The organism is Nocardia sp. alder85J, from assembly GCF_020176955.2.
GTDB lineage: Bacteria > Actinomycetota > Actinomycetes > Mycobacteriales > Mycobacteriaceae > Nocardia.
In genome coordinates, this window is record NZ_JAIUCZ020000008.1 from 352,228 (window position 1) to 377,386 (window position 25,159).

Genomic DNA, 25,159 nt, shown 5'->3' on the forward strand with positions numbered 1-25,159 from the left:
GGAATCTCGGGTCACACCGTGACCTGCACCGGCGAGCTTACGGGATCAGACGATTCGGATCAGGATCTCGGAATGCCCGGCGCGGATCACATCGCCGTCGGCCAGCTGCCAGTCCTGGACGGGCGACCCGTTGACCAGCGTGCCGTTCGTCGACCCCAGGTCGGACAACATCGCGGTCTGACCGTCCCAGCGCACCTCGATGTGGCGGCGGGAGACCCCGGTATCCGGCAGCCGGAAGTGGGCGTCCTGGCCGCGGCCGATGATGTTGCTGCCTTCCCGCAGCTGGTAAGTCCGGCCGCTGCCGTCGTCCAGCTGGAGGGTGGCGGAGTAGCCCGAGCCGCCGCGCGGCTGCGCCGCCGCGGCGCCGTAACCGGCGCCCTGCTGCGCGTAGCCGGCCTGCTGACCGTAGGCCTGGTCCTCGGCGGCGCCGTAGCCCTGGTTGTAGCCCGCGGGGGCCTGCTGCCCGTACGCCTGCTGCTGGCCGTAGCCCGGCTCGGCGTAGCCCTGCTGGCCGTAGCCCGGCTGCTGGCCGTAGCCACCGCCCTGCTGGCCGTAACCCTGGTCGGCGTAGCCCTGCTGCTGGCCGTACGCCTGGTCGCCGTAGCCTTGGTCGTAGCCGCTCTGCTGGCCGTAGCCCTGCTGCTGCCCGTAGCCCTGCTCGGCGTAGCCGCCCTGCTGCTCGTAACCGCCCTGCTGGCCGTAACCCTGCTGCTGCCCGTAGCCGGCGCCCTGCTGGCCGTACCCGGCGGCGTTGCCGCCGGAGTAGTCGTAGCCGTTCTGGTACTCGCCGTAGCCCTGCTGCGACTCCTGGGCGCCGTACTCGCCGTACTGCTGCTGCCCACGGCCGTAGTCCTCGCGGTAGCCGCCCTGAGCGGGTGGCGGCGCGTACCCGCGATTGCGTGGATCGGACTCCGCGGGCTCACGGCTGGGGTCGTAGCCAGAGTTCTGCGTCATGGGGCCAGCTCCTGGTTGCGGGGTTGCGGTTCGTTGTGGGGGACGGTGTCCAGGTCGGTCGGGAGGTCGGTGCGCCGGGGGTTCCCGGCGACCCACGTCCGGGTCGACCCGGCCGTGCGTCCTGAACTGTCCGGTGTGCAGCGTAGGGGATGCTTCGAATTCGACGTGCACTTCGCCATACGTCTGCCAGCCCTGATCGTGAATGTAATCCTGCAGATGTTTGGCGAACGCGCGTACGGTCAGATCCTCGTCGGCATCCAGTTGCTGCAGGTCGGAAGGGTTGACGGTGATCACGTAGCGGTTCGGGGCGAGCAGGTGCCCGCCCTCGAGTTCGGTGACCCGGTCCGTCGCCTCGCGTTGCAACGCCGCTTCCACCTCCTGGGGAACGACACTGCCACCGAAGACCCGGGCGAACGCATCGCCCACGGCCCCCTGGAGACGGCGCTCGAAACGGGACACGATGCCCATCGCCTGCCTCCTCTCCGTGCACGCCGTACGACGTGCGGGTGTCGTCTCCGCCAGTTGCCATCATTCCGTGACACGCAAATAGGGCGTGTCGCCGGACGGACACAGTCCCTGCATGATATCCACGATCCTCCACCCCTGTAACTCTTGGCAGGCAGGAGGAGTTCCCCGGCCCAGGATAGTCCTGCAAACGACCCTGGATAATCTCGGTTAAGGTATCTGACCAGCCGATTTCTTATCAGGCAAAAGGCCGTGTTAGTGTTCTCCAGTCGCTCGGGCGAGTGGCGGAATGGCAGACGCGCTGGCTTCAGGTGCCAGTGTCCTTCGGGACGTGGGGGTTCAAGTCCCCCTTCGCCCACAGTAATGGAATCAGGCCGATCATCGAGTTTCCGATGATCGGCCTGAGTCATTTTCATCGGTAGGTACATCCCCCTCGGCAGGCGCGTCCATGCGGTGCGCCCGGCCGCCGCCGCGGCGGTGGCGCCGGGGCGGCGCCCGTCCCCGATCACTCCTCCGGCGTCTGCACCGACAGCGGCAGACCGGTGTGGAAGAAACGGATCAGCCGGCCGATCCGGACACAGTGCTCGGCGCAGCGCTCGTAGTGGTGCACCAGCAGCGCCAGATCCACGGCGGTGGCGTGGCCGTGCGGCCAGTCCGGGGCCGAGACCGCTTGCAGCAGCTGCTGTCTGGCCTCGGCGAGCGCGCGGTCCGGCAGCACCGGCGAATCGTCCGCGGCGGGGGTGTCGGCGATGATGGCCCGCCGCGCCGCCGCCGCCAGATCCGCGGTGGCACGGCCGATCTCGCCGAGCAGTTCGATGATGTCCGCGGCCGCGACCGGGGCCGGATACCGGTGCACCACGCTGTCGGCGATCCGGCTGGTGAGCCAGCTCATCTGCGCCAGATCGTCGCCGATCTGCATGGCGCTCACCACATGCCGGAGATCGCGGGCGACGGGGGCTTCCAGGGCGAGCAGGATCACCGCTCGGTTCTCGCAGGCCCCGTGCCGTTGCCGGAGCTGTTCGTCGATGGCGAAGACTTCGTAGGCAGCGGTGAGGTTCGCCTCGGTCACCGCCACCGCGACCCGTTCGGTGGCCTCCTGCGCCAGGCTCGCCAGCCCGGCGAGCTCCTCGGTCAGTGCCGCGAGCTCGGAGGAGAATTTCGTCCGCACACCGTTATCTTCACTGGTTGCGGCGTCAAGCGCACAGTTTACGAGAAACCGACCAGCGGGTTCCGCCGCTGTGGGGCGTCTCGGTGGCGGAAGTGCCTGGACCGGCCCGGTGGTGTGATCTTCGCCGCATTCGGCCGGTCCGGACCGGTACCGGGGTAACCGGTTCGGCGGGTTGCAGGGGCCGTCGAGCGAACACGGTGCGCCCTCGCTCCGGATGAAATTAAGTTGCGATACAGCGAAGTGTGATTATCACCTGACTCGTATCTTGAATCATTGCCCTTAAACAAACTTGCAGTCTGTTTTCTGGGTGGCAATCTGCCCGCCACCTGATGTACTTCGGGTGAACGGCCAGCGTACGGGCCTGTTCCCGGCGGCGTTCCGAAGTGTGGTGGCGATGGGGCAAACCGCCGTGCACGAGGTGCGGAGCGGCTCGCGATGATCCGATCGGATGCGCGACCGGAGGGTGTGTGATAGGGGCGTTCAGCCCTTTTCGGCCTCGAAATTTGATAGCTGAAGGGTAGCTAAAACGGCTCCGGACCGCCTCGTCACCCTTTGCCCGGAAGGTCCGCTCGCGGTCTCGACCGGCGCGGGGACGGTTGCATCGCGATAACGATTGTGTAGAGTTGTAGCTAACGCTGGCCGCAGCTGAGCTGGACTCGCTGCGGCCAGTGGATCTCAAATCCGGACCGGTTGGCAGGGTCCGAATCTTCTCCTCGAGGCCCTCGATCCGGGCCGCTCGATTCGTTCAGGCGGGTATGCGCCATTCGGTAGCTGATATGTCATCGGCTGTGCGCGGCGATTCGGCCTGCCATCCCGCCTCCGCGTGCGCGGCCCACCGTCCCGGCCCGAACACGTAACCGAGGAAGGCCAGCTCGGCGATCACGCCCACCCCGATCCGAATCGGCGCGGGCCAGCCGCTGGGGGTCACGAAACCCTCGATCAGTCCGGATACCAGCAGCACGCCCGCCAGCCCCAGCGCGATCGTGGCCGCCGCCCGTCCGCGCCGCGCCAGCGCCCGGGCGCGGCTGTACCGGCCCGGATCGATCAGTGTCCAGCCCAGTTGCAGGCCGGCGCCACCCGCCACGAAGATCGCGGTGAGCTCCAGCATCCCGTGCGGGAGGATGAAGCCGAAGAACGATTCCAGCCGTCCCGCCTGGGCCATCAGCCCGGCCGAGACGCCCAGGTTGAGCGCGTTCATGAAGAGCATGTACACCGCCGGCAGGATCAGCGCCCCGGTGAACAGGGCGCCGGCGGCCACCCAGGCGTTGTTCGTCCACACCTGGGCGGCGAAGGCGTCGTGCGGATGTTCGGAGTAGTAGGTCTCGAACTTCCCGCCGGGATCGGTGAGATCGCCGGTGTCGGCGGGCAGTCCCAGCGCCCGGTGCGCGGTGCCGGATCCGGGCACCCAGAGCGCCAGTCCGGTGGCCAGCGCGAGGAATACCGCGGCCACCCCCAGCCACCACCAGCGGGCGCGATACACCGCCGCTGGGAACCGGTGGGTGAAGAAGCGGCCGATCTCCGCCCAGGCATCCGCGCGGCTGCCCAGGATCCGGGCCCGCGCCCGGCCCAGCACCGTGCTCAGCCCGGCCAGCAGCTCCGCCTCCGGCGACTGCACCTGCAATCGGGCCACCTGCTGGGAGGTCCGCCGGTACAGCGCCACCAGTTCGTCGGATTCCGCCCCGGTCAACCGGCGGCGGCGCGACAGCTGGTCGAGCCGCTCCCAGGCCCGCCGATGCGCGTAGGCGTATGCGTCCACATCCATCGGTGGGCCCTCCCGTGCCGGATACCGCGTGGCCGCCGCGTCTTTCGAAGGGGGCCTCCCGAAAGGTTAATCTGTGGAGGTGCGTTCGGGCGCGATGCGCTCGCACACGGCGAATTGGCAGCGGCCGGTCCGGGACCGGGCACCGACGGTGGGGACGGACATGGCGGTATTCACCACCGGCGAGGCCGTCGCCCTCGACCTGCCGATCGCCCGGATCCCCACCCGGGCGGTGGCCTTCGTCCTCGACGTGCTGCTGCAGGTGATGCTGGGCTGGGGGCTCACTGTCGGCGTGATGGCGCTGCTCGCCCTCTTCGGCGCCGATCTGGCCTGGTGGGACACCGCGTTCACGGTCACGTTCGTGGCCGTGCTGGCCGGATATCCGATCGTCTGGGAGACGCTGCTGCGCGGCCGCACCCCGGGCAAGGCTGCGCTCGGGCTGCGGGTGGTGCGCGGCGACGGCGGCCCGATCGACTTCCGGCACGCCCTCACCCGCGGCCTGGCCGCGGTGATCATCGACTTCTGGGCCTTCGGGGTGTTCGGTGCGATCGGGGTGTTGACCTCGCTGTGCTCGGCGCGGGCGCGGCGGGTCGGCGACGTGCTGGCCGGGACCGTGGTGGTCTACGACCGCACCAGGATCCCGTGGCCCAAGCTGGCGATCATGCCGCCCTGGATGCAGGAGTGGGCGCGGCAACTCGACCTGTCCGGGCTCACCGAGGATCTGGCGCTGCCCACCCGGCACTACCTCACCCGATACTTCGAACTGACCCCGGAGACCCAGCAGCGGCTGGGACAGGCGCTGGTGACCGCCGTGTGCGCGCGGATCCGTGCGGTGCCGCCGCCGGGCAGTCCGCCGCTGCACATCCTCGGTGCCGTCATCTCCGAGCGGCAACGCCGCACCCTCGGCGTGCCCGCCCAGCCGAATCTCATGCCGCTGGAACACGTCTCCTGGTAGCGGCGGTCAGACCGCGCCGGACTGCTTGAGTTCCAGATATTCGTCGCCGAGCAGGCCCGGCAGCTGTTCCGCGTCGGCCGCGATCACCTCGACCCCGCGGCGGCGCAGCGTCTCGCGGACCAGGGCGCGTTCGGCCAGCGCGCTCTCGGCCGCCGCGGCGGTGAACACCTCGGCCGTGGTGCCGCGGGTCCCGGCCGCCGCGGTCAGTTCCGCATCGGTGACCGAGACCAGCAGCACCCGGTGCCGCGCGGTGAGGATCGGCAGCACCGGCAGCAGGTTCTCCTCCACCAGGGCGCCGTCCAGGCTGGTGAACCACACCACCAGGCTGCGCCGGCGGGCGTACCGGATCGCCGTGCGCACCAGGCCGGCGGTATCGGTGTCCACCAGCGCCGGCACCACCCCGGACAGCGCGTGCATCAACGTCGGTTGCACACCGCGACCGCTCGCGCCCCGGACCTCGGCGCGCACCGACCGGTCGTAGGCGATCAGGTCGACGGTGTCGCCCGCCGCCGCGGCCAGCCCGCCCAGCAGCAGCGCCGCCTCGATGTTCGCGTCCAGCCGGGTGCCGTCGAGGACGGGACGACCGGCCGCCGGGTTCGGGCGGCCCGATTGTCCGGGCGCGGCGCCGCCGTGGTGATTCGCCGCCGTGGCACCGTCCCGACCGGCCGCGGTGGAGCCGACCGGACCTGTCGGCGTGGAACCGCCCGGACCGGCCGTCCCCGCGGCACGGGAACTCACGCGGCCCGCCGCGGACCGGCCGGTGTCGAGCAGCATCAGGACATGCCGGTTGCGTTCCGGCCGCCAGGTGCGGACCAGGACGTCGGTCGCCCGCGCGGTGGCCCGCCAGTCGATGGCCCGGACGTCGTCACCGGCGACGTATTCGCGGAAGGAATCGAATTCCGAACCCTGGCCGCGCATGTTCACCACATTGCGGCCCTCCAGATGCTGGACCAGCTTCACCTTCGAGACCAGGATCCGTTCGGCGCGGAACGGGGGCAGGGCCCGGACCCGGGCCGGGACCGTACGGCGGACCTGCCGGCCGGCCAGGCCCAGCGGGCCGATCAGCCGCAGGGTGACCGGCCCGGCCACCCGGTCCCCGCGCTGCGCCGGGGACAACCGGGTGGTGACGCCGAATTTGGTGTTCGGGGGCAGCCGCAGCCGGTGCGCGGCGACGGGGGTGGCGCGGGCGCTGTCCGGCCAGTCGTCCCACAGCCGGCCGCGGATCGTGCGGGCGCCGGTGTTCACCACCTCGAGCGTCACCCCGGTCTCCCGACCGGCCCGCACCACGGTCAGCGGCGGTCGGGACAGTGTCAGCCGGGCCGCCGGGCCCGCGGTCGCGACATCCACGGCGATCGCGACGAGCAGCAGGCTCGTCGTCACCACCACCCCGGCCCAGGAGGGCGCCGCGAGCATGACGATCAGCGCGGCCGCGGCCGCCAGTACGGCCGCCCGGCCCGTCAGCACCATCGGGCTACACCGGGACCGGGACCGACAGCAGCAGCGCGGTCAGCACGCTCTCGGCGGTCACCCCGTCCAGCTGCGCCTCCGGCCGCAGTTGCAGTCGATGCCGGAGCACGGTCGTCGCGACCGCCTTCACGTCGTCGGGGGTGACGAAGCCGCGGCCGGTGAGCCAGGCGTAGGCGCGGGCGGCGGCCAGCACCGCGGTCGCGCCGCGGGTGGAGGCACCGTGCTGCACCGCCGGTGCGGTGCGGGTGGCGCGGCACAGGTCGACGATGTAGGCGAGCACCTCGGCGCCGACGGTGACCGTGCCGATCGCCGTGCGGGCCGCCGCGAGATGGGCGGGCCCGGCCACCGGGCGCAATCCGGCCGCGGCCAGGTCGCGCGGGTCGAAGCCGGTGGCGTGCCGCCGGAGCACGTGGAATTCCGCGTCGCGATCGGGCAGGCTGACGTCGACCTTGAAGAGGAACCGGTCGAGCTGCGCCTCGGGCAGCGGATAGGTGCCCTCCTGCTCGATCGGGTTCTGGGTCGCGACCACGACGAACGGGTCGGGCAGCGGCTGCGGCTGCCCGTCGACGGACACCTGCCGCTCCTCCATCGACTCCAGCAGGGCCGATTGGGTTTTCGGCGGGGTGCGGTTGATCTCGTCGGCGAGCAGCAGATTGGTGAACACCGGGCCGCGGCGGAAGGTGAACTGGGCCGATCGCGGATCGTAGATCTGCGATCCGGTGACGTCGCCGGGCATCAGGTCGGGGGTGAACTGCACCCGGGCGTGCTCCAGGTCCAGGGCCGCCGCCAGCGCGCGGACCAGCAGCGTCTTCGCCACCCCGGGTACGCCTTCCAGCAGCACGTGGCCGCGGCACAGCAGGGCGAGCACCAGGAACAGCACGGCCGGATCGTTGCCGACCACCGCCTTGCCGATCTCCGCGCGCAGCGCGCCGAGCGCCTGTCGCGCCTCGTCGGCGGTCGGGGCGGCGTCCGGCCCGGTCGCGGTCAGCCGCGTCGTCGCGTCGGTGGATGTCGTATCGGTCAGCTCGGTCATCTCTGCCTTTTCAGCTGCGGCGGCCGTCGTACCGGCGCCGGTCGATCCGGCCCGGTCGCGCCTGTCGGTGTGGTCCGGCATGCCGGATGACCGGATATGCCGTGGGGTTCGTCGTCATACCGGTCGCATCCCATGGTCCCGGTTTCGATCCAGTTCCGTCTCGATCCGGAGCAATTGCCCGGCGACCGCCGTCAGGGTGCCGGTATCGGGCACCGGACCGAACAAGGTGGCGCCGAGGTGATCCGGCGGCATCCCGGTGCGATGTGCGATCGCCGCCACCACCCGGTCGGGCGGGGCGCCGGCGGCGAGGTCGAGGGCGGGCCGGATGCGGCGCAGGGTCGCCGCCCGCAGGATCGCCGCGACGTGCGCGTGGTCGCGGGCGCGACGGTAGAGCGCGGCATGGCCGCTCAGCAGTTCGTGGGCGGGGGCCTCCACCGGGCGGGGCTCGCCGACCAGCGCGCCGCGCCGGCGCGCCCGCCACCACACCACCACGGCCGCGCAGAGCAACCACTGCAACCCGCCGTAGGCCAGCCAGTGCGGCCAGCGGGAGAAGATCGAATCGTCGCCCGAACCCCAGTCGACATCGGGCGGGGACGGCGGCGACTGGGGTGGGTGCGGCACGGTCGGCTGCGGCGCCGGCGGTGCGTGCGGCGCCGTGGCCAGCCGGATCAGCAGCAGGACCAGCAGGGCGAGCAGGACGGCGGCCAGCGCGGCGAGCCAGATGCGGCGGTCGCCGGGCAGCGTGAACCGGCCGCGGGTGCGCGGTGTGCGGGAACGGTTCCGGTCGGCGGCGACGAGTTCCACCGGCTCCGGTGGCGGCGGCGGGGCCTGGGAGAAACGGTCGGAATCGGTCAGCCGCCGGTATTCGTCGGCCGTCGCGGTGCGGCCGCCGTAGACGACCTCGTCGAAACTGGCGGCGGCATCGGACAATTCAATCAGCGGCGCGGCGTCCGTGGCGGTCTCCCGCGCGGTGCGCGAGCGCCGCACCGGCAGGGCGCCACCCTGTTCCAGTCCGCGCAGCACCGCGCGGAAGCGTTCGCGCAGGGCGGTGTCGAAATCGTCCCGCGCGGCGGCCGCCGCGGCGGCCTCGCGATGGGCGCCCGCCGGTCCCAGCCCGGCCGGCGGTGGCACCCGGTCCGGATCGGTCATCGCACCCCCTCCAGGGCCGCTCCGGGCAACCGGACGTCCCAGGCCTCGCGGCGGCACCGCCGGTCGACGTAGGCCAGCACCCGGGCGGCCGACTCCACCATTTCGACGAGGGCGAGCAGGATCAGCACCGTGGCGACGGCGAGCGCGATGATCGGCCAGCGATGGGTGCCGGAGATGCTCGACACGAAGTACATCAGCCCGATCAGCGGCGGCATCAGCAGCAGCGACACCAGCCGCAGCGTCCAGGACAGCCGGGCCAGCCGCCACTGTGCCCCGGCGGACAGCGTCTTGGCGCGCCGGACGGCGACCGCGGCCGGCCCACCCTCCTCGAAAAGCACCGGTACCGCGGTGAATTGGCGTGCCCGCAGCCAGCCCAGCCACACCAGCGCCGGTGGCAGCGTGATCAGCAGTGGCGTGCCCAGCGCGAGCACGCCGAGGCCGACCACCGTGTACCGGACCTGCAGATTCAGCAGGGCGCCGAATCTCCCGGAGATCAGTGCCAGCGCGGGCCGGATGCCGATCGGCCGCTGCCGCACCCGGGCCAGCCCGATCGGCACCGTCACCGCCCGCACCACGAATCGCAGTGCACCACCGCAGACTACGGTCGCGAGGATCGCCGACCAGGCGGTTCCGGCGTCGGAGCCGCCGGTGGCCGCCGATCCGGCCGCGGTGACCGCCAGCACGATGCCCTCGGCGACGGCGAGGACGAGGCCCGTCGTGGCGGCCAGCGCCGCGATCTGCGGTTGGATCAGCGCGAACGGCAGGTCCAGCAATTCCCGGAAACCCAGCGGCCGCACCGGAATCGATTCGGGTGCGTCGAGCCCGGCATCCGCCGGATCGGGCCGCACGGCACCGCTCGCCGGATCGGGCGACGGACCGGCCCCCGCGGCCTCGCCTGGAAACACGCGCCCGAGTCTATCGGTCCCGGCCGACATCCGGCTCGTTCCGACACGATGATCGGCGCCACGGCCGGGCAGGCGGGGTTCGGCGCTGGACTTGTTCAACGTGAAACATTGCTTGTGCGAATCACTTCGGCGCGTGCCGCGGATCAGTGCGGCAGGCCGCGCGCTCCGCCGGGCCGCAGCTCACCGGGTGCGGACGTCGCGTCGGTGAGCTCCGGATCGGCATCGGACCGCGGTGATCCGGCCGGATGCAGATAGGCCGGATCGCTGAGATCCACGATCGGATGTTCGGCGATCGGACCCGGCGCCTGCGTCTCGACCGTCACCCGGCGGGTGCGCCGCAGCGTGAAGGTGATCTCCTCGGCCTCCTCGAAGACCTGCCGGACGGTGCGCAGCGGAGCCGCCGCGGTGCCCAGCGCCGTGTCGACGGCCTCGGTGACGAAGGCCGGGACCAGCGGTCGGATCAGCCGCGCGGCCGCGCCGGTGAACGGGATCGCGCCGATCAGCGGCAGTTCCAGGTCGCCGGTCGGTGCGGTGGGCCGGTGCGGTGGGGTCACGATCTGCTCCTGGTCGGCGCGAGGGTCCGGATGGTGCGCGGTGGCGGCCGGCGCGGCGACCACGTGCCGCGACGGTTCGGTGACGCCGATCTCCAGCGTGCCGATGGCCGCGACGACGCGGCGGCGCTGTCGTTCGCTCTCGATGGCCGTATCGGCCTCCGCCGCCAGCCGGGCGACGGCGGTCTCCCGCTCGACGCGCAATCGTTCGGCGTCGGCGCGGGCCTCGGTCCGGGCGACGGTGACCGCGGTCGCCGCGTCCTGTTCGGCCCGCGCGACGACGGTGCGCGCGGCGAGCCGCCGATCCAGCGAGGTCTCGCCCCGCCACCAGCGCAGCAGCAGGGGCAGCAGCGCCACCAGCACGGCCACCGCGGCGGCCGCCAGCCGCAGCAGCAGCGCGCCCGGATGGGCGGTGGTCTCGCCGTTCATCGCCAGCCAGCGGGCGCCCAGGCCGCGACCGGCGCCGGCCACGGCGGTGGCGCGGGCCCGGTCGACGGCCGCGTCGCCGGCGGCCACCCGCTGGTCGAGCACCGGGATCCGGGCCTCGGCGGCGGTCAGCCGGGCGCGGGCATCGTCGAGCATGGAGTCGGCGGTGCGTTCCTCCGGGCCGTAGCCGGGTACGCCGGTGATCATCGTCTGCGGGCATTCCGGCGTCGGATGGAATTCGCAGCGGGCGACGACCAGCGCCCGGTCGCTGTCGGCGCGGGCCTGGATCAGGGTCGCGCCGAGCACGGCCCGGTCGCTGCGGGCGGCGTCGGCGGCGGCGCGGGCGGTGACCACCGCGGTGGTGCCGTCGGCGGCCTGCCGGGCCTGCGCGTCGAGCCTGCGACCCACGGCGGCGCCGAGCAGTACCGTGCTCGCCAGCTCCGCCACGACCAGGCCGATCAGCACGGCCACCGCGATGCGGGCGAGGCGGTCACCGCGGGCGCCGTCGGCGCGAGCGGAGTAGGAGGCGGTGGCCAGCGCCCGCGACACCCCGCCGACCACCACGGCGGAACCGGCTGCGGCGGCGGCCACGGCGGCCGGTGACCATGCGGCCGCGGCGCCCGCGAGGCCGGTGACCGTGCCCGCGGCGGCGGCGATCACGATCACGAGCGCGCCCGACAGCGCGTAGCCGGACCGTTCGTGCGGGTCGTCGAGGTCGGAACCGCCGCCGCCGAGCCAGGTCAGCGGGGCGCCGACGAGCCGGGCACTGCCGAGCCGGGTGAGCGGAGCACCACCGAGCCGGGCGCGCCGGACCGGTGGAGCGTCTCGGGGCCGGGTGGGTGCGGTGGTCATGAGTTCACAGCCTCTCCGGTCCCGGTTCGGCCGCCGCCGGCACCGTATCGGCCGGTCGGCGGCGACGGTATGGCAGGCGACGGTATGGGTTCAGGGTGGCAGGCCCGCGCGGGCCGTACCGCGCGTCGCGGCCCGGATGTGGTTATCGTCACAAGATCCGGGTGCGGTGGGCGGGGGTGTGATGGATCGCACAGTAACGCCCGCAGCGACCTGGTTATAGTTTGCTGTGAGATTGCCAATCTAGGGCCGTACGGAATCATGCCGTACGGTCGTAACGTATGCGGAGCATGTCGCCCGCGTATCCGTCATGTCACGGGCAGGTGTCCGGGAAGTTAGCCGTACCGGTCGGTGGTTTGTCGGGGGCGACCCCGGGGAATTCTGTTGCGGTGCAGGTCGGACGGCATGTCGCGCGCATGCTGGACGGCTGGCTACCGCGGCGGTACCGCGTCTGCCACAGTGGCGAAGCCGACTGCGGCGATCCGCGTTGCCTGCTTTACACTGGAGAACGCGCAGGTAGTGGAGGACCGATGAAGAAGCCCAGGTAGAAGCGGTAATTAGCGCAACCTTAGTTGGTTGCGCCCCGGTCCTGACTTATCGTTTGCTCTTACGTCGGTACTAAATGTCCGACTGCATCACCCGGATCGGCCGAGGCCGACGAATACAGCTATCCCTACCGGGAGGGAACGGCGCGGTTGTAGTGGCGACTCGAGAAGCCCGCTACCACCGAGCACCCGACGACGACATCCGGAGCGGGTGGACAACTGGAAAGTTGACTGCAGGGAAGACCATCAGCGCCGCTGGTCTGGAGAAACGTCCGTCCGGATGCAGTCTAGACGGAGGCGTTCGGCGAAGGCCGCATTCATCGAAGGCCTGATTTTTTTGAAGGCAGAGGGCATGACGCAACTTCCTGGCCATAGGTCACCTGGCCCCGTCGGTCTCTACGACCCGGCGTACGAGCACGACGCCTGTGGTGTCGCGTTCGTCGTCGACATGCACGGCCGTCGCAGCCGCGACATCGTCGACAAGGCGATCACCGCGCTGTTGAACCTGGAGCATCGCGGTGCCGCCGGCGCCGAGCCCAACTCCGGCGACGGTGCCGGCATCCTGATCCAGCTCCCGGACAAGTTCTTCCGGGCCGTCCTGGCCGAGAAGGGAGCCGATTTCGAGCTGCCGCCGGTCGGTTCCTACGCCACCGGTATCGCCTTCCTGCCCCAGGCCCGTCGCGAGGCCGCCCGCGCCTGCTACGGCGTGGAGAAGATCGTCAAGGAAGAGGGCCTGGCCGTCCTGGGCTGGCGCGAGGTACCCATCGACGAGTCGTCGCTGGGCGCGCTGGCGCGCGACGCCATGCCGACCTTCCGCCAGTTGTTCATCGCCTCCCCGGCCGAGGGCGCCGAGCAGCTCTCCGGCATGGACCTGGAGCGACGGGCCTACGTCGTGCGCAAGCGCATCGAGCACGAACTGGGCCGCTCCGGCGCCGGTGAGGGCCCCGTGGGCAAGGAGACGGTGTACTTCCCGAGCCTGTCCGGCGAGACCTTCGTCTACAAGGGCATGTTCACCACCCCGCAGCTGCGCGCGTTCTACCTGGACCTCCAGGACGATCGCATCGAATCCGCGCTGGGCGTGGTGCACTCCCGGTTCTCCACCAACACGTTCCCGTCCTGGCCGCTGGCGCACCCGTACCGCCGGGTGGCGCACAACGGTGAGATCAACACCGTCACCGGCAACGAGAACTGGATGCGCGCCCGCGAGGCGCTGCTGAACTCCGACGTCTTCGGTTACGACCAGTCCGGCAACAACCGGCTGGAGAAGATCTTCCCGGTCTGTACCAAGGGAGCCAGCGATACGGCCCGCTTCGACGAGGTGCTGGAACTGCTGCACCTCGGCGGCCGCAGCTTGCCCCACGCGGTGCTGATGATGATCCCCGAGGCGTGGGAGCGGCACGAGTCGATGGACCCGGCCCGCCGCGCCTTCTACCGCTACCACTCGATGCTGATGGAGCCGTGGGACGGCCCGGCCTCGGTGGTGTTCACCGACGGCACGGTCGTCGGCGCGGTGCTGGACCGCAACGGCCTGCGCCCGTCCCGCATCTGGGTCACCGACGACGGCTTGGTCGTGATGGCCTCCGAGGTCGGCGTGCTCGACATCGATCCGGCCCGGGTGGTCAAGAAGGCCCGCCTGCAGCCGGGCCGGATGTTCCTGGTCGACACCTCGCAGGGCCGCATCATCGGCGACGACGAGATCAAGTCCGAACTGGCCGCGTCCGAGCCGTACCAGCAGTGGCTGGACGACGGCGTGATCAAGCTCGCCGACCTGCCCGATCGCCCGCACGTGCACATGCCGCACGACCGGGTGCGGATCCGGCAGCAGATCTTCGGGTACACCACCGAGGATCTCAATCTGCTGATCTCCCCGATGGCCACCACCGGTGGCGAGGCGCTCGGCTCGATGGGCACCGACACCCCGATCGCGGTGCTGTCGTCCCGGCCGCGACTGTTGTTCGACTACTTCTCGCAGCTGTTCGCCCAGGTCACCAACCCGCCGCTGGACGCGATCCGGGAAGAGGTGGTGACCAGCCTGCGCGGCACCATCGGCCCGGAGGCCGACCTGCTGCACCCGGGTCCGGAATCCTGCCGGCAGATCACCACGACCCAGCCGATCCTCGACAACGACGAGCTGTCGAAGCTGATCCACATCAACGACGACGGCAGCCGGCCGGACCTGCGCTCGGTGGTCGTGCACGGCCTGTACCCGGTGCGCAAGGGCGGCAAGGGCCTGCGCAAGGCGCTGGAGGCGGTCAACACCCAGGTGTCGGCGGCCATCGACGGCGGCGCGCGGATCATCATCCTGTCCGACCGGGAGTCCAACGAGAAGCTGGCGCCGATCCCGTCGCTGCTGCTCACCGCGTCGGTGCACCACCATCTGGTGCGTGCCCGCACCCGGACCCAGGTGGGTCTGGTGGTGGAGGCCGGTGACGCCCGCGAGGTGCACCACATGGCCCTGCTGAACGGTTTCGGCGCGGCCGCGGTGAATCCGTACATGGCCTTCGAGTCGCTCGAGGACATGCTGGAGCGCGGCGCGCTGTCGCTCGGCCAGGCCGATATCGGGGCCGACTACCGCAAGGCGGTCGGCAACTACATCAAGGCCGCAAGCAAGGGCGTGCTGAAGGTGATGTCCAAGATGGGCATCTCCACCATCGCCTCGTACCGCGGCGCCCAGCTGTTCCAGGTGGTGGGCCTCTCGCAGGAGCTGGTCGACCAGTACTTCACCGGTCTGAAGTCGCCGCTGGACGGCATCGGGCTCGACGACATCGCCGCCGACGTGGCGGCCCGGCACGCCATCGCCTACCTGGAGAACCACAACGAGCGCGCGCACCGCGAGCTCGAGGTCGGCGGCGAGTACCAGTGGCGCCGCGAGGGCGAGTACCACCTGTTCAATCCGGACACGGTGTTCAAGCTGCAGCACGCCACCCGCAGCGGCCAGTACCGGATCTTCAAGGAGTACACCAAGCTCGTCGACGACCAGTCCGAGCGACTGGCCTCGCTGCGCGGCCTGTTCGCCTTCCGGACCGGTGAGCGCAAGCCGATCTCGATCGACGAGGTCGAGCCCGCCACCGAGATCGTGAAGCGGTTCTCCACCGGCGCGATGAGCTACGGCTCGATCTCCTCGGAGGCGCACGAGACCCTCGCGATCGCGATGAACCGGCTCGGCGGCCGCTCCAACTCCGGCGAGGGCGGCGAGCATCCGGCCCGCTTCGAGGTCGAGGAGAACGGCGACTGGCGGCGCAGCGCGGTCAAGCAGGTGGCCTCCGGCCGCTTCGGCGTGACCGCGCACTACCTGACCAACTGCACCGACATCCAGATCAAGATGGCCCAGGGCGCCAAGCCCGGCGAGGGCGGTCAGCTGCCGGCGCACAAGGTCTACCCGTGGGTGGCCGAGGTGCGGCACTCGACGCCGGGCGTCGGCCTGATCTCGCCGCCGCCGCATCACGACATCTACTCGATCGAGGATCTGGCCCAGCTGATCCACGACCTGAAGAACGCGAACCCGCAGGCGCGGATTCACGTGAAACTGGTCGCGGAGCCCGGCGTCGGCACCGTCGCCGCGGGTGTCTCCAAGGCGCACGCCGACGTGGTGCTGATCTCCGGCCACGACGGTGGCACCGGCGCCTCGCCGCTCACCTCGCTGAAGCACGCGGGCGGTCCCTGGGAGCTCGGCCTCGCCGAGACCCAGCAGACGCTGCTGCTCAACGGCCTGCGCGATCGGATCGTGGTGCAGGTCGACGGCCAGATGAAGACCGGCCGCGACGTACTGATCGCCGCGCTGCTCGGCGCCGAGGAGTACGGCTTCGCCACCGCGCCGCTGGTGGTCTCCGGCTGCATCATGATGCGGGTCTGCCACCTGGACACCTGCCCGGTGGGCGTGGCCACGCAGAATCCGGTGCTGCGGCAGCGGTTCACCGGTAAGCCGGAGTTCGTCGAGAACTTCATGCTGTTCATCGCCGAGGAGGTGCGCGAGCACCTGGCCGCGCTGGGCCTGCGCACGCTGGACGAGGCGATCGGCCGGGTCGACCTGCTCGACACCACCCGCGCCAAGGATCACTGGAAGGCCAGCAAGCTGGACCTGTCGCCGATCCTCGACAACATCGAGACGGCGTTCATGTACCAGGACCGCCGCAACACCAAGTCCCAGGACCACGGGCTGGACAAGGCGCTGGACAACCAGCTCATCGCCCAGGCCGCCGACGCCCTGGAACGTGGCGAGCCGGTGAAGTTCGACACCAAGATCACCAACGTGAACCGGACCGTCGGCACCATGCTCGGCCACGAGGTGACCAAGCTCTACGGTGGCGCGGGCCTGCCCGACAACACCATCGACATCACCTTCACCGGCTCCGCGGGCAACAGCTTCGGCGCGTTCGTCCCGGCGGGTATCACGCTGCGGGTGCTCGGTGACGCCAACGACTACGTCGGCAAGGGCCTGTCCGGCGGCCACCTGGTGGTGCGCCCGTCGCTCAACGCCCCGGCGGATTTCGTCGCCGAGGACAACATCATCGCGGGCAACGTGATCCTGTTCGGCGCGACCAGCGGCGAGGCGTTCATCCGCGGTGTGGTCGGCGAGCGGTTCGCCGTGCGCAACTCGGGCGCCATCACGGTGGTGGAGGGCGTCGGCGACCACGCCTGCGAGTACATGACCGGAGGCAGGGTGGTCGTGCTCGGCGCCACCGGCCGCAACTTCGGCGCGGGTATGTCCGGCGGCGTCGCGTACGTCTACAACCCGGACGGCGCCTTCGCCACGAACATCTCGACGGAGCAGGCGGAGGCGATCGAGCCGTTGTCCGGTGACGACTTCACCTGGCTGCACGACATCGTGACCCGGCACCGCGACGAGACCGGTTCCGTGGTGGCCGAGCGCATCCTCGGCGACTGGTCTCAGCAGGTGAACCACTTCGTCAAGGTCATGCCGCGCGATTACAAGAAGGTTCTGCTCGCCATCTCCGAGGCCGAGAAGAACGGCCGGGACGTGGAGGAAGCGATCATGGAGGCTGCACGTGGCTGACGCACAGGGATTCCTGAAGCACACGAGCCGGGAACTGCCGAAGCGCCGGCCGGTGCCACTGCGCCTGCTGGACTGGAAAGAGGTCTACGAGGAGAAGTTCTCGCACGACACCCTCCAGACCCAGGCCAGCCGCTGCATGGATTGCGGTATCCCGTTCTGCCACAACGGTTGTCCGCTGGGCAACCTGATTCCCGAGTGGAACGACCTGGTGTACAAGGGCCGGTGGCGCGACGGTATCGATCGCCTGCACGCCACCAACAACTTCCCGGAGTTCACCGGGCGGCTGTGCCCGGCGCCGTGCGAGGCGTCGTGTGTGCTCGGCATCAACCAGGATCCGGTGACCATCAAGCAGGTCGAGGTCGAACTTGTCGAGAATGCCTTCGACGAGGGCTGGGTGCAGCCGGTCTACCCGACCCGGTTGACCGGTAAGCGGATCGCCGTCGTGGGTTCCGGCCCCGCCGGGCTGGCCGCCGCCCAGCAGCTGACCCGGGCGGGCCACACGGTCACCGTGTTCGAGCGCGACGACCGCATCGGCGGTCTGATGCGCTACGGCATTCCGGAATTCAAGATGGAGAAGCGGTTCATCGACCGCCGGATCGCGCAGATGGAGGCCGAGGGCACCATCTTCAAGACCGGGGTGAACGTCGGCGTCGACATCACCGCGGCCCAGCTGCGGGAGAAGTACGACGCGGTGGTGCTGGCCGGTGGCTCGACCATCGCCCGCGATCTGCCGGTCCCGGGCCGGGATCTGGACGGTGTGCACCAGGCGATGGAATTCCTGCCGCAGGCCAACCGGGTGCAGCTCGGCGACGACATCGCCGATGCCGATGGTCTTCCGCCCATCAATGCCAAGGGCAAGAAGGTCGTGATCATCGGCGGTGGCGACACCGGCGCCGACTGCCTGGGCACCTCGCACCGGCAGGGCGCGGCGAGCGTGCACCAGTTCGAGATCATGCCGCGGCCGCCGGCCGCGCGCGCCGATTCGACCCCGTGGCCGACCTATCCGCTGATGTACCGGGTGTCCTCGGCGCATGAGGAGGGCGGCGAGCGGGTCTACTCGGTCAACACCGAACGTTTCGTCGGCGAGGACGGCAAGGTCACCGGCCTGCAGGCGCACGAGGTGACGAATGTCAACGGCCGCTTCGAGAAGGTCGAGGGTACCGATTTCACCCTCGAGGCCGATCTGGTGCTGCTGGCCATGGGCTTCGTCGGACCCCAGAAGCCGGGCCTGCTCTCGGATCTCGGTGTCGGCTACGACCAGCGCGGTAACGTCATGCGCGACAAGAACTGGCAGACAACGGTTCCCGGTGTGTTCGTGGCCGGCGACATGGGCCGTGGTCAGTCGCTGATCGTGTGGGCCATCGCGGAGGGCCGGTCCGCGGCCGCCGCGGCGGATCGCTACCTGGAGGGCGACAGCGCGCTGCCCGCGCCGATCGCGCCGACCACCATGGCGCAGCGATAGTTCCGGATGCACGAATTCGACGCCCCCGCGGAAACTTCCGCGGGGGCGTCGACGTTTCGATCGCCGGTGGATCGACAGTGTTCGCCCGACCGGTCCGTGGCTTTCGCCGAAACGCGCCGAGGTGATGAGCGCGGAAGCGGCGGAACGTTTATGCTGTTCCGCGGAGATCGACGGCCGGGCGTAGGTAGGGTAACCAGTTTCGACGGCGTTAACCACACCGCAATTCCGCGACGACATGATGATCACCGATACATGGTCGGAAGCCCCACGGGTCGGGGCTGGCTGAACTGGAGCAGTATGCGGTTGAAGAGGATTGCCGCCGCCACGGCTGTGGCCGCGGCGACAGCGCTGGGTTCGATGTCCGGGATCGCGTTCGGAAATGGTGTCGCGGCAGCCGATCCGGGTTGTCCCGATCTGTATGTCGTTGCGATTCCCGGTACCTGGGAGACGGGCAAGGACCGTCCCGAGGACATGTCCGGTCCGGGCATGCTGTCCGGGGTCACGCGCGGGCTACCGGGCTCGGTGGACGTCGACTACGTCGACTACGCGGCGACCGCCTTCCCCTGGGAGGGCGATATCTACGGCGCGTCCAAGAAGCAGGCGACCGACAACGCCCGCGGTCTCCTCGGCGATATGGCTCGCCGTTGTGGCGCAACGCGTTTCGCGATCGTCGGCTACAGCCAGGGCGCCGATGCCGCGGGTGACCTCGCGGCCGAGATCGGCACCGGACTGGGTGTGGTGCCGCCGGACCGGGTGGCCGGTGTGGGCCTGATCTCCGATCCGCGGCGGTCGCCGACCGATGCGCTGGTCGGTCCGCCGGTGGGCGGCGCGGGCGCCGGTGGCCCGCGGGTGGGTGGTTTCGGATTCCTCAGCGACCGGGTGCGGACCATCTGCGCCGACGGGGATCTGTACTGCTCCACCGACGATCAGGACTATCTGTTCCGGCTCGCGGGATTCCTGGCCCAGACCTCGGATCCCAATCCGCTGAACATGTGGCGGTACCAGATGGAGGCCGGGTCGATCATCGGTGATCTGATGGCGCACGGCGGCGTGGCCACCCTGCAATCGCAGCTCACCGAGGACGCGAACAAGCAACGGGTCGAACAGCTGTCGGACTTCTACGGCTCCGGCACGCACACCTCGTACGGCTTCTACCAGGTCGGTGGTGGTCAGACCGCGATCTCCTGGATGCACAACTGGATCGCCGGCATGGCCTGATCCGCTTTCTCGAATATCGGAGAACAACGAAGGCCACTCCCGGGAGGGGGAGTGGCCTTCGCTGTTGCCGGCTACCCGGAATCACCGGGCGCGTGCGACGTTCGTCAGAACGAACCGGTGGGCGGCAGCGGCGGGTAGCCCGGGCCACCCGGCCACCACGGACCCGGACCACGATCGTGGTCGTGATCCCACGGGCCGTGGTCGTGGTCATGGTCCCAGGGGCCGTGGTCGTGGTCGTGATCCCAGGGGCCGTGGTCGTGATCGTGGTCCCAGTCGACCGCGACGGCACTCGGGGTGGCGTCGTCGGTGGCGGCCAGTGCGGGCGCGGCAACCGCGGCCAGCGGGGCGGCGAGCAGGGCGCCGGCGACCGCGATGCGGGCCGTCACCCGCCGACCGCGAGTTGTGTTCGTGGAGCGCAAAGGAATGCCTTTCTGTAGAAAAACATGAGTCACGCCTGTGCGGAGCTCATGGTTCTCCATGGAAGGTCGAATTTCTGAAGGACAGGTGCGATAAACCTTATAATCCGCTGGGAACAGGAATCTACATCTTGACACGATGTCCTAAATGCGCCAGCGGGTTTCGCGCCGATACCCGTGAAATGCGGAGGGCCACATCGATACGGAGGTGGCCCTCGTAGTGGCGCCGAGGAATTCGGCGCGCTTGGATGCGCGGATATCAGCCGAAGGAACCGGTCGGCGGCAGCGGCGGCTGCGGGGCCGGCGGCGCCGGCTGGTCCTGGCCGTGGTCCCGGTGATCGTCACGCGGCCCGTCGTGGTCCCGGTGGTCGTTCGGGCCGGGGCCGTTGTCGTTCCAGTCGATCGCGACCGCGGACTGCGACCCGTCGGTGGTGGCGGCGAACGCGGGCACGGCCAGCGCGGTGAGCGGTGCGGCGATCACGACGCCGGCGATGGCGATACGGGCCGCCATCCGGCGGGACTTCATCATGGAAGGCAAGGTCATGGCCTCTCTGTGGGATCCAGCCGCCTCTCCGGCGGCTCATCCACCATGTAACAGGGCCCGGCTCAGATTCCCGTAGCAGGACGCTGGCAGATCGCTGGGAACATGAGTCCGCTGCTCAGGGCTGGGAGATATTGCGCGGCAACAGGTCCCAGACGTGCCCGTTCTCGTTGACGGTAGCCACCGAGCGACGACCGGTGCGCGACTGCAATATTCGCGTGATCGAGCAGTAGTCGATCGGAAAGGTCAGCGGCAGTTCGAGTTTCAGCAGATGTTGCAGCGTGACATTGACGACGCCGCCGTGCGCGAAGGCGACCACGGTATCGGCCGGATCCGCCGCGGCGATCACCGCGTCGACGGCGGCCAGTACCCGCGCCACGAAGCCGGCGGCGTCGATGCCCTCCGGCAGATGTCCGGCCTTGATCCGCTCGTAGGCCGCCTGGGTGTTCAGATCGCTGTCGCGGGCCTGTTCGATCGGCAGGTACAGCGGCAGGCCGAGATCGTATTCCGCCAGCCCGTCCACGATGTCGACGTCCAGGCCGAGCTTCTCGGCCAGCGGCGCCGCGGTCTCGCGGGCCCGGCGCTGGGGGCTGCTCACCACGCGAGCGATCCGGTGGTGGGCCAGCGCCGCCGGGACCCGTGCGGCCTGGGCCCAGCCGGTGTCGGTCAGTTCCGGGTCGGCGATCCCGGAGGTCGTGACCGCCCGTTGCGGCTGGGCGTGGCGAACCAAGACGAGTTGCATGACCTTCACTGTGCCGTACCGGGTCCGCCCGCCCGGCACGGACCCGGTCCGCTACTGCGAAGTACGCGGTTTGACCAGCGGGAACGGCAGCGTCTCGCGAATGCTGCGGCCGGTGATCAGCATGACCACGCGGTCCACGCCCACCCCCAGCCCGCCGGTCGGCGGCATCGCGAATTCCAGCGCTTGCAGGAAGTCCTCGTCCAGTTCCATCGCCTCCGGATCACCGCCGGCGGCCAGCAGCGACTGCTCGGTGAGCCGGTCACGCTGTTCCAGAGGGTTGGTCAGCTCGCTGTAGGCGGTGCCGAGTTCCACCCCCCAGGCCACCAGATCCCAGCGTTCGGCCACGCCGGCGATGCTGCGATGGGCGCGGGTCAGCGGGGACACCGAGGTGGGGAAGTCGATGTAGAAGGTCGGCATCTCGGTGCGGGATTCGACCAGATGCTCGTACATCTCCAGCACCACCTGACCGCAGTCCCAGCCGTACTGGTAGGGCACGCCGGACTTGTCGCACAGCACCCGCAGTCGTTCCAGATCGGTGTCCGGGGTGATGGTCTCGGCGAGCGCGTCCGAGATCGCGCCGTGCACGGTCCGGACCGGCCAGTCGCCGGAGATGTCCACCTCGGTGAGGCTGCCGTCCGGTTGCGGCCGCAGCGCCACGCACATGCCGTTGGCGGCCGTGGCGGCGTTCTGGATCAGCTGCCGGCAGGCGTGCATCATGCGCTCGTAGTCGCTGTGCGCCTCGTACGCCTCCAGGATGGTGAATTCCGGGTTGTGGCTGAAGTCCACCCCCTCGTTGCGGAACACCCGGCCCAGCTCGAACACCTTCTCCACGCCGCCCACGCACAGCCGCTTGAGATACAGCTCCGGCGCGATGCGCAGGTACAGGTCCAGGTCGTAGGCGTTGATGTGGGTGGCGAACGGCGTGGCGTTGGCGCCGCCGTGCACCTGTTGCAGCACGGGCGTCTCCACCTCCAGGAAGCCCCAGAGGTTCAGGGTGTCCCGCAGCGACTTCATCACCGCGCTGCGCTTCGCCAGGATCTCGCGGGTGTCGGTGCTGACCGCCATGTCGACGTAGCGCTGCCGGACCCGGGCCTCCGGATCGGCCAGGCCGCGCCACTTGTCGGGCAGCGGGTGCAGGCATTTGCCGATCATCCGCCAGTCCGCCGCCAGCAGCGACAGCTCACCGCTGCGACTGTGCCCGAGCTGGCCGCTGACCTCGATCAGATCGCCCAGGTCGAAGAATTCGTCGAATTCGTGCAGCCGGGCCGGGCCGACCCGGCCGCGGTCGATGACCAGCTGGATCTCCCCGGACCAGTCCCGCAGCAGGGCGAAGATGACGCCGCCGTAGTCGCGGATGCGCAGCAACCGCCCGCACACCCGCACAGTGGTGCCCTTCGGCGAGCGCCGGGCCGCCGCCACCGTATGGGTGGGGGGATAGGCGACGGGATAGGCGTCCACCCCGGCCTCGTCCAGCCGGCTCACCTTGTCCATCCGGACCCGGACCTGTTCCGGGCGCCGGAAGACGGCCTGTTCCGGCCCGGTCGGCGGCGGATCCGGCGGACTGCCGTCGGCGTGCAGCCCGGTCAGCGTCGCCGGGACCGCCGGATGCAGGCCGGTGTGTTCCATCGCGTCCGGCTGTTTGCCCAGCCGCGGCAGGAAGCCCTCGGCCAGCGCGCTGGCCACGCCCACCCGCAGCAGCTGGCGGCGCTCCTCGAACAGCAGGAAGCGCGGCACCCACAACGGCTGGTACTTCACATTGGAGCGGTACAGCGCCTCCAGCTGCCACCAGCGCGAGAAGAACATCAGCACCCCGCGCCACAGCCGCAGCACCGGGCCCGCGCCGATCCGGCCGCCCTCCTCGAACACCGAGCGGAACACCGCGAAGTTCAGCGACACCCGGGTGATGCCGTACTGCTCCGAGGTGAGCGCCAGCTGGGAGATCATCAGCTCCATGATCCCGTTGGGGCCCTGGGGATCCCGGCGCATCAGATCCAGCGAGACACCGGTGCGGCCCCAGGGCACCAGCGACAGCATGCCCCACACCCGGTCCTCGCCGTCGGCGCCGACCCCCGGATCGTCGCCGGGCATGACCGGGCCGACCGCCTCCACCAGCAGGCAGTTGCCGTCCAGCTGATCGCCGAGGCGGCCCAGCGCCATCGAGAAACCGCGTTCGGTCTCGGTGTCGCGCCAGGTGTCGGCGCGGGCGATCACCTGCTGCAACTCCGCCTCGGACAGCTCGCTGTGCCGCCGGATCCGGACCGTGATGCCGTGTTTGAGCAGCCGGTTGGCGGCTTGGCGGACCTGCTTCATATCCGGGCCCGCCAGCGAGAACGTGCGGGTGTCCAGGATCGCCTCGTCGCCGAGCCGCAGCGCCGACAGTCCGGCCCGGCGGTAGGCGGTGGCGCCCACCTCGCTCGCGCCCATCACCGCCGGGGCCCAGCCGTATTGATCGGCGACCCGCAGCCAGGCGTCGACCGCCTGCGGCCACGCCTCACGCATGCCGATCGGATCGCCGGAGGCCAGGCAGACGCCCAGTTCCACGCGATAGGTGACGGCGGCCTTGCCGCTGGGCGCGAACGCCACCGCCTTGTCGCGGCGGGTGGCGAAGTAGCCGAGCGAATCCTCGACATCGGACCGTTCCAGCAGCCCGCGCAGCGCCGACTCGTCCAACCCGGTCATGGCGTTGGACGAGCGCTGCGACCGGAACAGCACGGTCGCGGCCGCCAGCAGCGCCATCGCGCCGAACAGGCCGAGCAGCAGATTCACCCAGTGCCGGGGGCTGCCGTCGAAGTTGTTGGTGTCCACCAGGATCGTCGCGGTGACCTTCGCGAGCGCCCACAGTGGCCGTTCCGGCCCGCGCGGCAGCGAGCCGGGAAACAGCTCCACCAGACCCCAGCCCAGCAGCCAGCCGACCACCAGCCCGCCGGCCAGCGCGCCGAGCGCCTTCCACACCGCGCCGCGGCGCACCTGGGTGTAGAACTCCGGCCAGGCGGCGACCAGCAGCACCACCACGACCGCGTGCACGACCAGCGCGGCCAGCGCATTCCAGTCCTGTTCGTCGGCGAAGTCGAGCGTGTTGGCGACCGCGAACAACGCCATGTAGCCGACGACCAGCCACCAGGCGATGCGTTTGCGCCCGGCCGTCGCGCCCGCCAGTAGCCCGATGACCAGCGCCCAGACCAGGCTGGTCTCCGGGGCGTCGAAGTAGTAGGCGTCGATGTAGCGCCGCGGCACCGCGATGATGTAGCGCAGGCCGGGGGAGATGCTCCACAACGTGCACAGGACCGCGAAGATCCCCAGCACCAGCCCGGCGAGGTGGGGGACCCCGCTGAGCCGGCCGTGGCCGCGGTGCGGCACCTCCGAGGAACTCGGGCCCCGCCGCGGATCGGGTGCCGGCGGCCCGATGGGCGGGGGTGTGGCAGTGCCGTACTGCCGGTCCTGCGTCGACGTCACCGCATCAGTGTGAATGTTGGCCTCACTCGATCGCAGAAGGTCGGCGGGTATGTCCGCGCCGCCGCTCGCCCCACCGTACGGCTCGGC

The 25,159-nt window shown here is 70.3% G+C and carries 16 protein-coding genes and 1 tRNA gene; 5 read left to right on the top strand and 12 right to left on the bottom strand.

What is annotated here, in order from left to right; translation table 11 throughout:
* Nucleotides 1–45: 45 nt before the first annotated feature.
* On the bottom strand, nucleotides 46–1,422 hold the full coding sequence (locus tag LBW94_RS29800; RefSeq protein ID WP_225058020.1) for a DUF3662 and FHA domain-containing protein: 1,377 nt from the start codon (nucleotides 1,420–1,422) through the stop codon (nucleotides 46–48).
* 272 nt (nucleotides 1,423–1,694) lie between these two features.
* Here LBW94_RS29800 and LBW94_RS29805 point away from each other — a divergent pair.
* A tRNA-Leu gene (locus tag LBW94_RS29805) sits at nucleotides 1,695–1,777 on the top strand.
* Nucleotides 1,778–1,924: 147 nt separating this feature from the next.
* Here LBW94_RS29805 and LBW94_RS29810 read toward each other — a convergent pair.
* Nucleotides 1,925–2,587, bottom strand: coding sequence for a phosphate signaling complex PhoU family protein (locus LBW94_RS29810; RefSeq protein ID WP_225058021.1), 663 nt, complete (start codon nucleotides 2,585–2,587; stop codon nucleotides 1,925–1,927).
* A 745-nt stretch (nucleotides 2,588–3,332) separates the two neighbouring features.
* Nucleotides 3,333–4,349, bottom strand: a complete 1,017-nt coding sequence (locus tag LBW94_RS29815; RefSeq protein ID WP_225058022.1) for a stage II sporulation protein M — start codon at nucleotides 4,347–4,349, stop codon at nucleotides 3,333–3,335.
* A 160-nt stretch (nucleotides 4,350–4,509) separates the two neighbouring features.
* On the opposite strand from LBW94_RS29815, the gene LBW94_RS29820 reads away from it, so the two are divergent.
* Nucleotides 4,510–5,301, top strand: coding sequence for an RDD family protein (locus tag LBW94_RS29820; protein WP_225058023.1), 792 nt, complete (start codon nucleotides 4,510–4,512; stop codon nucleotides 5,299–5,301).
* 6 nt (nucleotides 5,302–5,307) lie between these two features.
* Here LBW94_RS29820 and LBW94_RS29825 read toward each other — a convergent pair whose 3' ends face one another.
* The 5 genes from LBW94_RS29825 to LBW94_RS29845 form a co-directional block, all read right to left on the bottom strand.
* The gene (locus LBW94_RS29825) at nucleotides 5,308–6,768 is read right to left on the bottom strand and encodes a DUF58 domain-containing protein (protein ID WP_225058024.1); all 1,461 of its coding nucleotides are present in this window, start codon (nucleotides 6,766–6,768) and stop codon (nucleotides 5,308–5,310) included.
* Nucleotides 6,769–6,772: 4 nt separating this feature from the next.
* Nucleotides 6,773–7,801, bottom strand: coding sequence for an AAA family ATPase (locus LBW94_RS29830; RefSeq protein ID WP_225058025.1), 1,029 nt, complete (start codon nucleotides 7,799–7,801; stop codon nucleotides 6,773–6,775).
* Nucleotides 7,802–7,915: 114 nt separating this feature from the next.
* Nucleotides 7,916–8,950 (bottom strand): DUF4129 domain-containing protein, encoded by a 1,035-nt coding sequence (locus LBW94_RS29835; RefSeq protein WP_225058026.1) that lies wholly within the window; start codon nucleotides 8,948–8,950, stop codon nucleotides 7,916–7,918.
* Complete coding sequence (locus LBW94_RS29840) at nucleotides 8,947–9,855, bottom strand: hypothetical protein (RefSeq protein WP_225058027.1); 909 nt, start codon at nucleotides 9,853–9,855, stop codon at nucleotides 8,947–8,949. Before LBW94_RS29840 ends, LBW94_RS29835 begins: the two co-directional genes overlap by 4 nt.
* 143 nt (nucleotides 9,856–9,998) lie before the next feature.
* On the bottom strand, nucleotides 9,999–11,684 hold the full coding sequence (locus tag LBW94_RS29845) for a DUF4407 domain-containing protein (protein WP_225058028.1): 1,686 nt from the start codon (nucleotides 11,682–11,684) through the stop codon (nucleotides 9,999–10,001).
* 894 nt (nucleotides 11,685–12,578) lie between these two features.
* Here LBW94_RS29845 and gltB point away from each other — a divergent pair.
* The 3 genes from gltB to LBW94_RS29860 all read left to right on the top strand — a co-directional run bounded on the left by gltB (nucleotide 12,579) and on the right by LBW94_RS29860 (nucleotide 19,920).
* Nucleotides 12,579–17,240, top strand: coding sequence for a glutamate synthase large subunit (gene gltB / locus LBW94_RS29850; RefSeq protein ID WP_225058029.1), 4,662 nt, complete (start codon nucleotides 12,579–12,581; stop codon nucleotides 17,238–17,240).
* Entirely contained in the window at nucleotides 17,233–18,702 is a 1,470-nt protein-coding gene (locus LBW94_RS29855) for a glutamate synthase subunit beta (RefSeq protein ID WP_225058030.1), read from the top strand. The genes gltB and LBW94_RS29855 overlap by 8 nt, the downstream gene beginning before the upstream one ends.
* A 297-nt stretch (nucleotides 18,703–18,999) precedes the next feature.
* On the top strand, nucleotides 19,000–19,920 hold the full coding sequence (locus LBW94_RS29860; protein ID WP_225058031.1) for a cutinase family protein: 921 nt from the start codon (nucleotides 19,000–19,002) through the stop codon (nucleotides 19,918–19,920).
* Nucleotides 19,921–20,024: 104 nt separating this feature from the next.
* Here LBW94_RS29860 and LBW94_RS29865 read toward each other — a convergent pair whose 3' ends face one another.
* The 4 genes from LBW94_RS29865 to lysX form a co-directional block, all read right to left on the bottom strand.
* Nucleotides 20,025–20,306, bottom strand: a complete 282-nt coding sequence (locus LBW94_RS29865) for a hypothetical protein (protein WP_225058032.1) — start codon at nucleotides 20,304–20,306, stop codon at nucleotides 20,025–20,027.
* A 289-nt stretch (nucleotides 20,307–20,595) separates the two neighbouring features.
* A complete protein-coding gene (locus LBW94_RS29870) occupies nucleotides 20,596–20,880 on the bottom strand; it encodes a hypothetical protein (protein WP_225058033.1) in 285 nt (94 codons plus the stop codon).
* 115 nt (nucleotides 20,881–20,995) lie between these two features.
* A complete protein-coding gene (locus LBW94_RS29875) occupies nucleotides 20,996–21,619 on the bottom strand; it encodes a histidine phosphatase family protein (protein ID WP_225058034.1) in 624 nt (207 codons plus the stop codon).
* Between the two features lie 51 nt (nucleotides 21,620–21,670).
* Nucleotides 21,671–25,072: a bifunctional lysylphosphatidylglycerol synthetase/lysine--tRNA ligase LysX gene (gene lysX / locus LBW94_RS29880; protein WP_416276973.1), complete on the bottom strand. Its 3,402-nt coding sequence runs from the start codon at nucleotides 25,070–25,072 to the stop codon at nucleotides 21,671–21,673.
* Nucleotides 25,073–25,159 lie beyond the last annotated feature (87 nt).

Excerpts from the sequence above, each read along its gene's own strand:
- LBW94_RS29800 (WP_225058020.1), bottom strand. The coding sequence starts at position 1,422 with ATGGGCATCGTGTCCCGTTTCGAGCGCCGTCTCCAGGGGGCCGTGGGC.
- LBW94_RS29870 (WP_225058033.1), bottom strand. The coding sequence starts at position 20,880 with ATGACCTTGCCTTCCATGATGAAGTCCCGCCGGATGGCGGCCCGTATC.
- LBW94_RS29825 (WP_225058024.1), bottom strand. The coding sequence starts at position 6,768 with ATGGTGCTGACGGGCCGGGCGGCCGTACTGGCGGCCGCGGCCGCGCTG.
- LBW94_RS29815 (WP_225058022.1), bottom strand. The coding sequence starts at position 4,349 with ATGGATGTGGACGCATACGCCTACGCGCATCGGCGGGCCTGGGAGCGG.
- LBW94_RS29845 (WP_225058028.1), bottom strand. The coding sequence starts at position 11,684 with ATGACCACCGCACCCACCCGGCCCCGAGACGCTCCACCGGTCCGGCGC.
- LBW94_RS29835 (WP_225058026.1), bottom strand. The coding sequence starts at position 8,950 with ATGACCGATCCGGACCGGGTGCCACCGCCGGCCGGGCTGGGACCGGCG.
- LBW94_RS29860 (WP_225058031.1), top strand. The coding sequence starts at position 19,000 with ATGCGGTTGAAGAGGATTGCCGCCGCCACGGCTGTGGCCGCGGCGACA.
- gltB (WP_225058029.1), top strand. The coding sequence starts at position 12,579 with ATGACGCAACTTCCTGGCCATAGGTCACCTGGCCCCGTCGGTCTCTAC.
- LBW94_RS29830 (WP_225058025.1), bottom strand. The coding sequence starts at position 7,801 with ATGACCGAGCTGACCGATACGACATCCACCGACGCGACGACGCGGCTG.
- LBW94_RS29875 (WP_225058034.1), bottom strand. The coding sequence starts at position 21,619 with ATGCAACTCGTCTTGGTTCGCCACGCCCAGCCGCAACGGGCGGTCACG.
- LBW94_RS29820 (WP_225058023.1), top strand. The coding sequence starts at position 4,510 with ATGGCGGTATTCACCACCGGCGAGGCCGTCGCCCTCGACCTGCCGATC.